Genomic DNA, 11749 nt, shown 5'->3' on the forward strand with positions numbered 1-11749 from the left:
TTCAGCCCTCGACCGTGATGCCCATGGAACGGGCGGTGCCAGCGATGATCTTCGACGCGGCGTCCAGGTCGTTGGCGTTGAGGTCGGGCATCTTGGTCGTGGCGATCTCACGGACCTGCGCCTCGGTGATCTTGGCGACCTTGGTCTTGTGGGGCTCGCCGGAGCCCTTCTCGACACCAGCGGCCTTGAGGATCATCTTCGCGGCCGGCGGGGTCTTGGTCACGAAGGTGAAGGAGCGGTCCTCGTAGACCGTGATCTCCACCGGGATGACCCAGCCACGCTGCGACTCGGTGGCCGCGTTGTAGGCCTTGCAGAACTCCATGATGTTGACGCCGTGCTGACCGAGCGCGGGGCCGACCGGCGGGGCGGGGTTCGCCGCACCGGCGTTGATCTGGAGCTTGATGAGCCCCGTGACCTTCTTCTTCTTGGGAGGCATAGCTCTCCGGGTCCTTTCGATTCGGGTCCTGCCCGCGTAAGGGGACCAACCCGGACGCAGGCATACCGCACAACGATAGCGGGTATGGATGTGCGGCTAAAAACCGTGCAGGTCAGACCGGCTGCGAGAGCCCGTCTGACCTGCACGGAAGCGTGTGCCCAGAGAGAACTAGTTCTTCTGGATCTGGTCGAAGCTCAGCTCGACCGGGGTCTCGCGGCCGAAGATCTCGACGAGACCCTTGACCTTCTTCGAGTCGGCGTTGATCTCGTTGATCGTGGCCTGGAGGGTGGCGAAGGGGCCGTCGGTGACGGTGACCGAGTCGCCGACCTCGAAGTCGAGCACCTGGACCTCGACCTTGCGCTGCGGGGCGGGCTTGCCCTCGGCCTCGGCGGCCTCGCGGGCGGCCTTCTCCTCGGCCTCCGGGGCGAGCATCTTGACGATCTCGTCCAGGGTCAGCGGGTACGGGTCGTAGGCGTTGCCGACGAAGCCGGTGACGCCGGGGGTGTTGCGGACGACGCCCCAGGACTCGTTGGTCAGGTCCATGCGGACCAGGACGTAACCCGGCAGCTTGTTCTGCTTGATCGTCTTGCGGTCGCCGTTCTTGATCTGGACGACCTCTTCCTGCGGCACCTCGGCCTGGAAGATGTAGTCCTCGACGTTCAGCGAGACGGCGCGCTGCTCGAGGTTCGTCTTCACGCGGTTCTCGTAACCCGCGTAGGTGTGGATGACGTACCACTCGCCGGGCAGCGTGCGCAGCTCCTCGCGGAGCGCGACGATGGGGTCGACCGGCTCGGCGGGCTCTTCCTCGACGATCTCGACGGCTTCGGCGGCCTCTTCGGTCTCGACGACGCCCTCGGCGTCCTCGTCGACCTCGGCCACGGCCTCGGCGTCACCGTCGACGTGCAGCGCGGCCTCTTCGGCGGGCTCGCCCGCCGCGGCCTCGGCAGCCTCGAACTCGTCCTGCTCGTCCGCGCCCTCGACGATGTCGAGCTCGGCGTCCACCGCCTCCGCGGTTTCACGGCCAGGCTCGGTGGCGTCGTTCAGGTTCGGGTCAGACACGATGGCTGCTTCTTCCTGGATACATAGGGGTGGAACATGCGAAAAAAGGCGCCGGTACCACGGCGCCCTTCGCTCTTGGCTCAGCCGAAGACGTACTTGGCCGCGTGGTTGAGGCCATAGTCAATCACGGTGACCAAGCCAATCATGATGACGACGAAGACGATCACGACGGTCGTGTACGACGTCAGCTGATTGCGGGTCGGCCAGACGACCTTGCGGAGTTCCGCGATGATCTGGCGGTAGAAGGTGGCAAGACGCTTCAGCGGGCCCTTCTTGGCACGCTTGCCGCCCTTGCGGGGCTTCTTGGCATCCGACAGCTCGTCCTGGGCATCAGGCGTGTCGATGGAGCCCACGGCGTCCGTCATGCGTCCTCACCTGATCCCGGAATCGTGGCCGTGCCGCGCCCGGTGAATTCAGAGCCGCACGGCGGTGCATTGCTGTACGTACATGCGCACACATCCTGGCGGTGTGTGTAGCAGGGCCGGAGGGACTTGAACCCCCAACCGCCGGTTTTGGAGACCGGTGCTCTACCAATTGAGCTACGACCCTTCGGTGTCCCCCAACCTACCGCATCCGCCCGACCGCCCGGTGTGGGGCGTTCACGCGGTGCCTGCTGGAGGCCAACGAGGGATGAGTGTACGTGCTCCACGGCCCGGCGTCGAACAGAAAGTGCCCGTCCGGGCGCCCGGAGTGGAAGATCGTCCTGGCCGCGCCCCGGATTCGGACCCTTGTTCCGTCGGTCGCCCGGTGCTGTTCAGTCTGTGAAACCCGTGTGCCCGCCTTGTTTCCGGTCTGGAACGATGGGCCCATGAGCGCTGCAACCCCTCCCACCGAGCGCCGGGTCTCCGCCCGAGTCGGCGCGATCTCCGAGTCCGCCACCCTCGCCGTGGACGCCAAGGCGAAGGCCCTCAAGGCCGCCGGGCGTCCGGTGATCGGCTTCGGCGCCGGTGAACCCGACTTCCCGACCCCGGACTACATCGTCGAGGCGGCCGTAGAGGCTTGCCGCAACCCGAAGTTCCACCGCTACACCCCGGCCGGCGGCCTGCCCGAGCTGAAGGCCGCCATCGCCGCGAAGACCCTGCGGGACTCGGGCTACGAGGTCGACGCCTCCCAGATCCTGGTGACCAACGGCGGCAAGCAGGCCATCTACGAGGCGTTCGCCGCGATCCTCGACCCGGGCGACGAGGTCATCGTCCCGGCCCCGTACTGGACCACCTACCCGGAGTCGATCCGGCTCGCGGGCGGTGTCCCGGTGGAGGTCGTGGCCGACGAGACGACCGGCTACCGCGTCACCGTCGAGCAGCTGGAGGCGGCCCGCACGGAGAAGACGAAGGTCGTCCTCTTCGTCTCCCCGTCCAACCCGACCGGCGCGGTCTACAGCGAGTCCGAGGCCGAGGCCATCGGCCGCTGGGCCGTCGAGCACGGCCTGTGGGTGCTGACCGACGAGATCTACGAGCACCTGGTCTACGGCGACGCCACCTTCACCTCGCTGCCCGCGATCCTGCCCGAGCTGCGGGACAAGTGCATCGTGGTCAACGGTGTCGCCAAGACGTACGCCATGACCGGCTGGCGGGTGGGCTGGGTCATCGGCCCGAAGGACGTGGTCAAGGCCGCGACCAACCTCCAGTCGCACGCCACCTCCAACGTCTCCAACGTGGCGCAGGCCGCCGCGCTGGCCGCCGTCTCCGGCGACCTGAAGGCCGTGGCCGAGATGCGCGAGGCGTTCGACCGGCGCCGCCGGACGATCGTGCGGATGCTGAACGAGATCGACGGCGTGCTGTGCCCCGAGCCCGAGGGCGCCTTCTACGTCTACCCGTCGGTGAAGGACCTGCTCGGCAAGGAGATCCGGGGCAAGCGCCCGGAGACCACCGTCGAGCTGGCCGCGCTGATCCTGGAGGAGGCCGAGGTCGCGGTCGTCCCGGGCGAGGCGTTCGGTACGCCGGGCTACCTGCGGCTGTCGTACGCGCTGGGTGACGAGGACCTGATCGAGGGCGTCAGCCGGATGCAGAAGCTGCTGGCGGAGGCGCAGGACTGAGGTCCTTCAGAAGCGGGGCGGAAGGTACTCACGGTGAGTACCTTCCGCCCCGCTTCTGTGTGCGAGCAAGCCCACTAAAGGGGAACCGGCTACCCGTGTGACGTCCCGGTGCGGCAGGATCTCTGGATGGAGCGTGTACGTGATCTCTCGGAGCTTCCCAAGGCCCATCTGCATCTGCACTTCACCGGCTCGATGCGGCCGGGCACCGTCCTGGAGCTGGCCGACAAATACGGCGTGCGGCTGCCCGAGACGCTGATCGAGGCCCTGACCAGCGGGGAGCCGCCGAAACTGCGGGCCACCGACGAGCGCGGCTGGTTCCGCTTCCAGCGGCTGTACGACGCGGCGCGCGGTTGCGTGCGCGAGCCCGAGGACATCCAGCGGCTGGTCCGGGAGGCCGCCGAGGAGGACGTCCGGGACGGCTCGGGCTGGCTGGAGATCCAGGTGGACCCGACCTCGTACGCCCCCCGGCTGGGCGGGCTGATCCCGGCGCTGGAGATCATCCTGGACGCGGTGGACACCGCCTCCCGCGAGACCGGGCTCGGGATGCGGCTGCTGGTGGCCGCGAACCGGATGAAGCACCCGCTGGACGCCCGCACCCTGGCCCGGCTGGCGGTGCGGTACGCGGACCGGGGCATCGTCGGCTTCGGCCTCTCCAACGACGAGCGGCGCGGCATGGCCCGCGACTTCGACCGGGCCTTCCACATCGCCCGTGAGGGCGGCCTGCTGTCGGCGCCGCACGGCGGTGAGCTGACCGGCCCGGCGTCGGTGCGGGACTGCCTGGACGATCTGCACGCCACCCGGATCGGGCACGGGGTGCGCGCGGCGGAGGACCCGCGCCTGCTGAAGCGGCTCGCGGACCGGGGCATCACCTGCGAGGTCTGCCCCGCCTCCAACGTCGCCCTCGGTGTCTACGAGAAGCCCGAGGACGTCCCCCTGCGCACCCTGTTCGAGAGCGGCGTCCCGCTGGCCCTGGGCGCCGACGACCCCCTCCTGTTCGGCTCCCGGCTGGCCGCCCAGTACGAGATCGCCCGCCACCACCACGCCTTCACCGACGCCGAACTCGCCGAACTGGCCCGGCAGTCGGTACGCGGCTCGGCGGCGCCGACGGACACGAAGGAACGCCTCCTCGCGGGCGTCGACAAGTGGCTGACCGAGCCGGTGAGCGCATGAGGCTGACCGTCTTCGGCGCGACCGGCGGTGTGGGTGGCGAGATCGTCCGGCAGGCCCTGGACGCGGGGCACGAGGTGACGGCCGTGGTCCGGGACCCCGCCCGGCTCACCGTCACCGGGGAGCGGCTGCACGTGGTCCGGGCCGACCTGTCCGACCCGGAGGCGCTGCGCGGCGCCGTCGCGGGCCGGAACGCGGTCCTGTCCGGGCTGGGCGCGCGCTCTCGCAAGGACGCGGGGGTGACCACCCGGCTGACCCGCGCGGTGCTGGCCGCGATGGCGGCGGAGGGTGTGCGCCGACTGGTGATCGTCAGCGCCGCCCCGGTGGGCCCGGCCCCGGCGGACGACGGCCTGCTGGACCGCGCGCTGCGGTCCGTGGTGTCGGCGGTCTTCAAGAACACCTACGCCGATCTGCGCGAGACGGAGGCGGAGCTGGCCCGCGGCACCGCCGAGTGGACCTCGGTACGCCCGCCGCGCCTGCTGGACCGGCCCCTCACCGGCCGCTACCGCACGGTGGTGGGCGGCTCCCCGCGCGGCGGCCGGACCATCGGCCGCGCGGACGTGGCGCACGCGATGCTGGCGATGCTCGACGACCCGGCGACGGTCCGGCAGGGCGTCGGGGTGGCGTACTAGCGGGCCCGCTAGAGGCTGACGCCGACCGTCACCGGCTCGTTGACCAGCGTCACGCCGAAGACGTCCTGGACCCCGGCCACGACCTCGCGGGCCAGCGCCAGCAGGTCCTCGGTGGTGGCCTCGCCCCGGTTGGTGAGGGCCAGGGTGTGCTTGGTGGAGATGCGGGCGGGCCCGGTGCCGTACCCCTTGGTGAAACCGGCCTTGTCGATGAGCCAGGCCGCGGAGGTCTTGGTGCGCCCCTCCCCCGCCGGGTAGGCGGGCGGGGTCGCGTCCTCGCCGAGCCGCTCGCGCACCCGGACCTGGAACGCGGCGAACTGGTCCTCGTCGAGGATCGGGTTGGTGAAGAAGGACCCGGCGGACCAGGTGTCGTGGTCCTCGGGGTCGAGGACCATGCCCTTGCCCGCGCGCAGCCTCAGCACGGTCTCGCGGGCGTCGGCCAGCGGCACCCGGTCGCCCGGCTCGACGCCGAGGACGCGCGCGGTCTCCGCGTACCGGATCGGCGCCGAGAGCCCGGCCGCGTCCTCCAGCTCGAAGCGGACGCGGAGCACGATGTGGCGCTCGGGGTCGGCCTTGAAGCGGCTGTGGCGGTAGGAGAAGGCGCACTCCTCGCCGGTGAGCGTGACGGTCTCGCCCGCCCGGCGGTCGTAGGCGACGACCTCGGTGATGGTGGCGGAGACCTCCTGGCCGTACGCGCCGACGTTCTGGATCGGGGTGGCGCCCGCCGAGCCGGGGATGCCGGCCAGGCACTCGATCCCGGCGAGCCCGGCCTCGACGGTGCGGGCGACGGCGTCGGTCCAGACCTCACCGGCGGCCAGTTCCAGGGTGGTGCCGCGCAGTTCGACCCCGCGGGTGGCGATGCGCAGGGCGGTGCCGTCGAAGCCCTTGTCGCCGATGACCAGGTTGGAGCCGCCGCCGATGACGAGCAGCGGGGTGCCGCTGTCGTCGGCCTCGCGGACGGCGGCGATCACCTCGGCGTCGGTGGTCGCGGTGACCATCCGGGTCGCGGGACCGCCCAGCCGGAAGGTGGTCAGCGGGGCGAGGGGGGCGTCGTGGAGTACGTGCACGGGGCAAGACTACGAGACGTGGGAAACGGTAAGGGGCGCCCGCCATTGCCGGACGCCCCTTACTTCTAACTGCGGTAGGTCACGCCAGGCGGACGACCGCCCGGGACATGCCGAGCACCTTCTGCCCGGCGCTGGTCGCGGTGAGGTCGACCCGGACGGTGTTCTCGTCCAGCTTGGCCGCGACCTTGGCCGAGACCTCGATCAGCGCGCCCTTGTCGTCGTCGGGCACGGGGACGGGCTTGGTGAAGCGGACGCCGTACTCCACGACCGCGGCCGGGTCACCGGTCCAGTCGGTGACGACGCGGATCGCCTCGGCCATGGTGAACATGCCGTGCGCGATGACGTCGGGCAGGCCGACCTCCTTGGCGAACCGCTCGTTCCAGTGGATGGGGTTGAAGTCCCCGGAGGCGCCCGCGTAGCGCACGAGCGTGGCGCGGGTCACGGGGAAGGTCTGCGCCGGGAGTTCGGTGCCGACCTCGACGTCGTCGTACGCGATCTTCGCGGTCATCTGCTCAGACCTCCTCGGCCGCGCGGGCCACCAGCTTGGTCCAGGCGGTCACCACGTGTGCGCCGGACGCGTCGTGCACCTCACCCCGGATGTCCAGGATGTCGTTGCCCGCCATGGACTTGATGGCCTCGATGGTGGAGGTGACGGTGAGACGGTCACCGGCGCGCACCGGGCGGGTGTAGGCGAACTTCTGGTCGCCGTGCACCACGCGGCTGTAGTCCAGGCCGAGCTGGGGGTCCTCGACGACCTGTCCGGCGGCGCGGAAGGTGATGGAGAACACGAAGGTCGGCGGGGCGATCACATCGGCGTGCCCGTAAGCCTTGGCGGCCTCCGGGTCGGTGTACGCCGGGTTGGTGTCGCCGACGGCCTCGGCGAACTCGCGGATCTTCTCGCGGCCCACCTCGTAGGGCGCGGTGGGCGGGTAGGTACGCCCCACGAAGGACTGGTCGAGCGCCATGGGCCCGGCACCTCCTGGTCTAGCGGAATGACTGCTGGAAAACGACTTGAGGCCGCCCCCCATAGTGCCGGGGGCGACCTCAAGTACGAGCCTGAAATTATCGCGTTTCGCGATGCGCGGTGTGCGCATTGCAACGCGGGCAGTGCTTCTTCATCTCCAGACGATCCGGGTTGTTACGCCGGTTCTTCTTGGTGATGTAGTTCCGCTCCTTGCACTCCACGCAGGCCAGCGTGATCTTCGGGCGGACGTCGGTGGCAGCCACGTGAGTGCTCCTAGGACGAACGAATGGGCTAGTTCAACGCATGTAAGAGTAGCCGATCGAAGGACCGACCCCGCAATCGGCTACTGTCAGTAGCGGTGACCGGACTTGAACCGGTGACACAGCGATTATGAGCCGCTTGCTCTACCGACTGAGCTACACCGCTTTGATGAGATCGGAACCCGCCTCGCGGCGGGAACCTCTCACACCAGAGCCCCAAAACGGAATCGAACCGTTGACCTTCTCCTTACCATGGAGACGCTCTGCCGACTGAGCTATTGGGGCGAGCGAGGAAGACATTACACGGTCCGCCGCCGTTCGCCCAAATCCGTATCCGGGCACCCATCACGGGCCGTCTCCCCGGCCCCTGGAGCCCCTCCGGAGCCACTCCCGGCCGTGTGCCACGCCGGTACGACTATTGCCCTCCTCCGCGGTCCGGGCGGCCGCCGACCCTACGCTCGGACACTCTGCGTGATCTTGCTCCGTCGCCCTCCCCCGCCCTCTGGAGTCCGATGCCCGACAGCTCGCCGACGCCCCCCGCCCCCGAACCGGGCGCCCTCGTGCTGTGCGGGGCGCGGCTCACCGACGGGCGGACGGTGGACGTACGGCTGGGCGGCGGGCGCATCGAGGCGGTCGGCACGGCGGGCAGCCTGGCCCGCGGCCCCGCCCGCGCCGGTGCCCCACGGGTCGACCTGCGCGGCTATCTGCTGCTCCCGGCCCCCGCCGAGCCGCACGCCCACGGCGACACCTGCCTGACCGCCGAACCCCCCGGCCCGGCCTCGACCGCCCCCGAGGACGTGCAACGCAGAGTGACCGAGGCGACCCTGCTCCAGCTCGGCCACGGCGCGACGGCGGTCCGGGCCCATGTGCGGATCGGCGATGTGCGGGGGCTCGGCGCGCTGGAGGCGGTGCTCCAGGCCCGCCGGGCGCTGCGCGGGCTCGCGGAGCTGACCACGGTGGCGATGCCGAGGCTGCTGACCGGGGTCGCTGGCGCGGACGGGCTGGCGATGCTGCGGGACGCGGTGAAGATGGGCGCCTCCGTGGTGGGCGGCTGCCCCGACCTGGACCCCGACCCCATCGGCCATGTGGAGGCGGTGCTGGAGGTGGCCGCCGAGCAGGGCTGCCCGGTCGATCTGCACACCGACGCCGCCGACTCCGCCCGGCTGTCCCGGTTGGCGGCGATGGCGGGCGGGCTGCGGCCCGGTGTGGCGCTCGGCCCGTGCTCGGGTCTGGCCCGGCTGCCCGCCGAGACGGCCCACCGCGCCGCGGACCGGCTGGCGGCCGCCGGTATCTCCGTGGTCTGCCTCCCCCAGGGCGGCTGCGCGGGCACCGACCGCCGGGGCACCGCGCCGGTACGGCTGCTGCGCGCGGCCGGGGTGCGGGTCGCGGCGGGCAGCGGCGCCCTGCGGGACGAGGCCAACCCGGTGGGCCGGGGCGATCCGCTGGAGGCGGCGTACCTCCTCGCCTCCGGCCACGGCATGCGCCCGGCGGACGCCTACGACGCGGTGAGCGCGTCGGCGCGGGCGGTGCTGGGGCTGCCGGAGGTGCGGGTGGAGGCGGGGTTCCCGGCCGAGCTGCTGGCGGTGCGCGGGGACCAGCTGGCGGGGGCGCTGTCGCTGGCGTACAGCCGGATCGTCGTGCACCGGGGGCGGGTGGTGGCCCGGACGAGCGCGGTGCGGGAGTACTGCAACTCGGCGGCCGAGGCGGAGCTGGGGCTGCCGCGGCAGGGGCGCGGGAAACTGTCGTAACAGCGTTTTATCTACGGCGAGTTGAGCCTTTCGCGGGACGGGCGGGCGCGGTGTGCGCCCCCGGTTGCCGCCGTGCGCCGTGGCCCTTCGGGGGGACGCTGTCCGGTGGGCGCGGGCTCGTGGGGCGGACGGGATGCGGCGGGCGTACGGTCGTAGTCATGCGCATTGTCATCGCTGGAGGTCATGGTCAGATCGCGCTGCGGCTGGAGCGGCTGCTCTCGGCGCGCGGGGACGAGGTCGCGGGCATCATCCGCAAGCCGGAACAGGCGGCGGAGCTGCGGGCGGCCGGTGCCGACCCGGTCCTGCTGGACCTGGAGTCCGCGTCGGTGGAGGAGGTCGCGGAGGTGCTGCGGGGTGCCGACGCGGCCGTGTTCGCGGCGGGCGCCGGTCCGGGCAGTGGCAACGCCCGCAAGGAGACGGTGGACAAGGGCGCGGCGGTGCTGTTCGCGGACGCGGCGGTGCGGGCCGGGGTGCGCCGGTTCGTGGTGGTCTCCTCGATGGGCGCGGACCCCTCGCGCACCGGTGACGAGACGTTCGACGTGTACCAGCGGGCCAAGGGCGAGGCCGACGCGTACGTCACCGCGCGGCAGGCCCTCGACTGGACGATCCTGCGCCCCGGTTCGCTGACGGACGAGCCGGGCACGGGGCTGGTCCGGCTGGCGGCGCACACCGGCCGGGGCCCGGTCGCGCGGGACGACGTGGCGGCCGTGCTGGCGGACCTGGTGGAGTCCTCGTCGACGGCGGGGCTGACGCTGGAGCTGATCGAGGGGTCGACGCCGGTGGCGGTGGCGGTGAAGGCGGTCGCGGGCAACTGAGGGGTTCTCAGCGGGGCTTCCCTGGCCCCCGGTCGGCTCAGAACAGCGGGAGCTGGCCGGGGAAGTCGGGGACGACGTAGCCGTCCAGCGTGGGCTGGGCCGCGCCGATCTGGGCGTGCTGCCGGGAGCCCGCGCAGGACACCATCTCCTGGCTCTCCCGCGCGCCGGGCGGGTCGTGGCGCGCGAAGCGACCGGCGACGACGGCGATTTCGCGGTGGCACACGGGACAGGTTCGGCGGCGCGAGGACGAGGGGGTCACGAGGGGCATGGGGGCCATGAAGCCAGTGTGCCCTGCGGGTCCGACAGCGCTGTTACTCACTTTCGGGTGACGGGTCCGGGGCGGCCGGGGTGGCGTGACCTGGCGAAAGAACGCTTCTGCCCAGTGATCGCAAGGGTTCTGCCCGTTTCGGGGCGTCAACTTGGTGCATTCTTCCTATGAATGGACGTTACAGCCAAGAGTCACGGAAACATGGTCGATCGGTAACACTGTTCACGTTTCCACCACATCTCCTCCGCATCCCGCCAAAGTGGTGTCTGCGCGGCCAGCAGGTCGCCATCCGCACACCGCACGTCTTCCGCCCCGGCTTGCCCCGTGGGCGGGTGCCCGCACCTAGCAGGAGATCCTGTGACTTCGTCTTCCGTGACCGCCCGTCGCCTGGCCGCCGCCGCTCTCGCTGCCGGGGCGCTGGTCGGAGCGGCGGCCCTGCCGGCCACCGCCGCGGACCGCTCTCACCGCGAGAACGTCGAGATCAGCCGCGTGCAGTACGACTCCCCCGGCTGGGACAACGGCTCCAACCGCTCCCTCAACAACGAGTGGGTGGAGATCACCAACAACTCCCGCCACCGTGTGAACCTCGACGGCTGGAGGCTGACGGAGGACCGGCGCGGAGTCACCTACACGTTCCGCCACTTCAGCCTCGGCGGCCACCAGTCGGTCCGCGTCCACACGGGCGTCGGCCGTGACAACGCCGGCGACCTGTTCCAGGACCGCCGCAACTACGTCTGGGACAACCGCCGCGACACCGCCACCCTCCGCAACGACTCCCGCCGCGTGGTGGACAGCGCGTCGTGGGGCGAGCGGGGTCACCGCTGGGACGACGGCCGCGGCGGCCGCGACAACGACGACCGCGGTCACGAGGGCCGCGGCCACGACGGCCGTGGTCACGACGACCGCGGTCACGACGGCCGGGGTCACGACCACCGCCGCTGACCCCTCTGACGAGCGGCGCGGCACCCCGCTCGGGGGGTGCCGCGCCGCTTGCCTGCGCTCATCAGGGCTCCTCAGGGCTTCCCGAGTTCCGCGTCCAGCACCTCGGGCCAGTCCTCCCTGGCCAGCCCACCGGCCACCAGCAGATCCCGCCAGTCGGTCCGCCCGAGCAGCACGGCGGAGCGCACACCCGCGACGTCTCCCTGGGCGAGCAGCAGCACGGCGGCCATCAACCGCTCGGAGCCCTGCCCCGAGACCTCCAGCCCGACCGCGAGCCCCCGCAGCTCCCCCACGACCCCCCGGGCGAGCTCGCCATCAGGAAAGTCCCGCCGAACTCGCCGGACGAGCCGCGCACTGACGAC

Annotated in this window: 15 protein-coding genes and 3 tRNA genes; 6 read left to right on the forward strand and 12 right to left on the reverse strand. The window is 71.3% G+C overall.

Annotated features, from left to right (window positions below; genetic code table 11):
* Position 1: 1 nt before the first annotated feature.
* The 4 genes from rplK to ACI2LY_RS12975 form a co-directional block, all read right to left on the reverse strand.
* Entirely contained in the window at positions 2-436 is a 435-nt protein-coding gene (gene rplK / locus ACI2LY_RS12960; RefSeq protein ID WP_018543896.1) for a 50S ribosomal protein L11, read from the reverse strand.
* A 168-nt stretch (positions 437-604) separates the two neighbouring features.
* Positions 605-1495 (reverse strand): transcription termination/antitermination protein NusG, encoded by an 891-nt coding sequence (gene nusG / locus ACI2LY_RS12965; RefSeq protein ID WP_388996919.1) that lies wholly within the window; start codon positions 1493-1495, stop codon positions 605-607.
* A gap of 80 nt (positions 1496-1575) precedes the next feature.
* The gene (gene secE / locus ACI2LY_RS12970) at positions 1576-1860 is read right to left on the reverse strand and encodes a preprotein translocase subunit SecE (protein ID WP_030811625.1); all 285 of its coding nucleotides are present in this window, start codon (positions 1858-1860) and stop codon (positions 1576-1578) included.
* Between the two features lie 111 nt (positions 1861-1971).
* Positions 1972-2044 (reverse strand) — tRNA-Trp (locus tag ACI2LY_RS12975).
* A gap of 259 nt (positions 2045-2303) precedes the next feature.
* Here ACI2LY_RS12975 and ACI2LY_RS12980 point away from each other — a divergent pair.
* From ACI2LY_RS12980 to ACI2LY_RS12990, 3 genes are all read left to right on the forward strand, one after another.
* Complete coding sequence (locus ACI2LY_RS12980; RefSeq protein ID WP_404707170.1) at positions 2304-3530, forward strand: pyridoxal phosphate-dependent aminotransferase; 1227 nt, start codon at positions 2304-2306, stop codon at positions 3528-3530.
* Positions 3531-3656: 126 nt separating this feature from the next.
* A complete protein-coding gene (locus ACI2LY_RS12985; protein WP_404707171.1) occupies positions 3657-4700 on the forward strand; it encodes an adenosine deaminase in 1044 nt (347 codons plus the stop codon).
* Positions 4697-5329: an NAD(P)-dependent oxidoreductase gene (locus ACI2LY_RS12990; protein WP_404707172.1), complete on the forward strand. Its 633-nt coding sequence runs from the start codon at positions 4697-4699 to the stop codon at positions 5327-5329. Before ACI2LY_RS12985 ends, ACI2LY_RS12990 begins: the two co-directional genes overlap by 4 nt.
* A gap of 8 nt (positions 5330-5337) precedes the next feature.
* On the opposite strand, the gene ACI2LY_RS12995 is transcribed toward ACI2LY_RS12990, so the two are convergent.
* The 6 genes from ACI2LY_RS12995 to ACI2LY_RS13020 form a co-directional block, all read right to left on the reverse strand.
* On the reverse strand, positions 5338-6393 hold the full coding sequence (locus ACI2LY_RS12995; RefSeq protein ID WP_404707173.1) for a UDP-N-acetylmuramate dehydrogenase: 1056 nt from the start codon (positions 6391-6393) through the stop codon (positions 5338-5340).
* Positions 6394-6472: 79 nt separating this feature from the next.
* The gene (locus ACI2LY_RS13000) at positions 6473-6901 is read right to left on the reverse strand and encodes a MaoC family dehydratase (RefSeq protein WP_388996935.1); all 429 of its coding nucleotides are present in this window, start codon (positions 6899-6901) and stop codon (positions 6473-6475) included.
* A gap of 4 nt (positions 6902-6905) precedes the next feature.
* On the reverse strand, positions 6906-7358 hold the full coding sequence (locus ACI2LY_RS13005) for a MaoC family dehydratase N-terminal domain-containing protein (protein ID WP_404707174.1): 453 nt from the start codon (positions 7356-7358) through the stop codon (positions 6906-6908).
* 97 nt (positions 7359-7455) lie between these two features.
* Positions 7456-7620, reverse strand: a complete 165-nt coding sequence (gene rpmG, locus ACI2LY_RS13010; protein ID WP_003948671.1) for a 50S ribosomal protein L33 — start codon at positions 7618-7620, stop codon at positions 7456-7458.
* A gap of 90 nt (positions 7621-7710) precedes the next feature.
* Positions 7711-7783 (reverse strand) — tRNA-Met (locus ACI2LY_RS13015).
* 46 nt (positions 7784-7829) lie between these two features.
* A tRNA-Thr gene (locus tag ACI2LY_RS13020) sits at positions 7830-7902 on the reverse strand.
* 227 nt (positions 7903-8129) lie between these two features.
* Here ACI2LY_RS13020 and ACI2LY_RS13025 point away from each other — a divergent pair.
* Positions 8130-9365, forward strand: coding sequence for an amidohydrolase family protein (locus ACI2LY_RS13025; RefSeq protein WP_404707175.1), 1236 nt, complete (start codon positions 8130-8132; stop codon positions 9363-9365).
* Positions 9366-9523: 158 nt separating this feature from the next.
* Positions 9524-10180, forward strand: a complete 657-nt coding sequence (locus tag ACI2LY_RS13030; protein ID WP_404707176.1) for an SDR family oxidoreductase — start codon at positions 9524-9526, stop codon at positions 10178-10180.
* 37 nt (positions 10181-10217) lie between these two features.
* On the opposite strand, the gene ACI2LY_RS13035 is transcribed toward ACI2LY_RS13030, so the two are convergent.
* Positions 10218-10448: a hypothetical protein gene (locus ACI2LY_RS13035; RefSeq protein ID WP_404707327.1), complete on the reverse strand. Its 231-nt coding sequence runs from the start codon at positions 10446-10448 to the stop codon at positions 10218-10220.
* Between the two features lie 357 nt (positions 10449-10805).
* On the opposite strand from ACI2LY_RS13035, the gene ACI2LY_RS13040 reads away from it, so the two are divergent.
* Entirely contained in the window at positions 10806-11390 is a 585-nt protein-coding gene (locus ACI2LY_RS13040) for a lamin tail domain-containing protein (protein WP_404707177.1), read from the forward strand.
* A 71-nt stretch (positions 11391-11461) separates the two neighbouring features.
* Here ACI2LY_RS13040 and ACI2LY_RS13045 read toward each other — a convergent pair whose 3' ends face one another.
* Complete coding sequence (locus ACI2LY_RS13045; protein ID WP_404707178.1) at positions 11462-11680, reverse strand: hypothetical protein; 219 nt, start codon at positions 11678-11680, stop codon at positions 11462-11464.
* Positions 11681-11749 lie beyond the last annotated feature (69 nt).

It is taken from the genome of Streptomyces sp. NPDC002176, from assembly GCF_044903645.1.
In the GTDB taxonomy this organism is placed as follows: Bacteria; Actinomycetota; Actinomycetes; order Streptomycetales; family Streptomycetaceae; genus Streptomyces.

Coding starts and splice junctions, on each gene's coding strand:
- ACI2LY_RS13030 (WP_404707176.1), top strand. CDS start 9,524: ATGCGCATTGTCATCGCTGGAGGTCATGGTCAGATCGCGCTGCGGCTG.
- ACI2LY_RS12990 (WP_404707172.1), top strand. CDS start 4,697: ATGAGGCTGACCGTCTTCGGCGCGACCGGCGGTGTGGGTGGCGAGATC.
- ACI2LY_RS12985 (WP_404707171.1), top strand. CDS start 3,657: ATGGAGCGTGTACGTGATCTCTCGGAGCTTCCCAAGGCCCATCTGCAT.
- ACI2LY_RS13000 (WP_388996935.1), bottom strand. CDS start 6,901: ATGACCGCGAAGATCGCGTACGACGACGTCGAGGTCGGCACCGAACTC.
- ACI2LY_RS12980 (WP_404707170.1), top strand. CDS start 2,304: ATGAGCGCTGCAACCCCTCCCACCGAGCGCCGGGTCTCCGCCCGAGTC.
- rplK (WP_018543896.1), bottom strand. CDS start 436: ATGCCTCCCAAGAAGAAGAAGGTCACGGGGCTCATCAAGCTCCAGATC.
- ACI2LY_RS13035 (WP_404707327.1), bottom strand. CDS start 10,448: ATGCCCCTCGTGACCCCCTCGTCCTCGCGCCGCCGAACCTGTCCCGTG.
- secE (WP_030811625.1), bottom strand. CDS start 1,860: ATGACGGACGCCGTGGGCTCCATCGACACGCCTGATGCCCAGGACGAG.
- ACI2LY_RS13025 (WP_404707175.1), top strand. CDS start 8,130: ATGCCCGACAGCTCGCCGACGCCCCCCGCCCCCGAACCGGGCGCCCTC.
- ACI2LY_RS13005 (WP_404707174.1), bottom strand. CDS start 7,358: ATGGCGCTCGACCAGTCCTTCGTGGGGCGTACCTACCCGCCCACCGCG.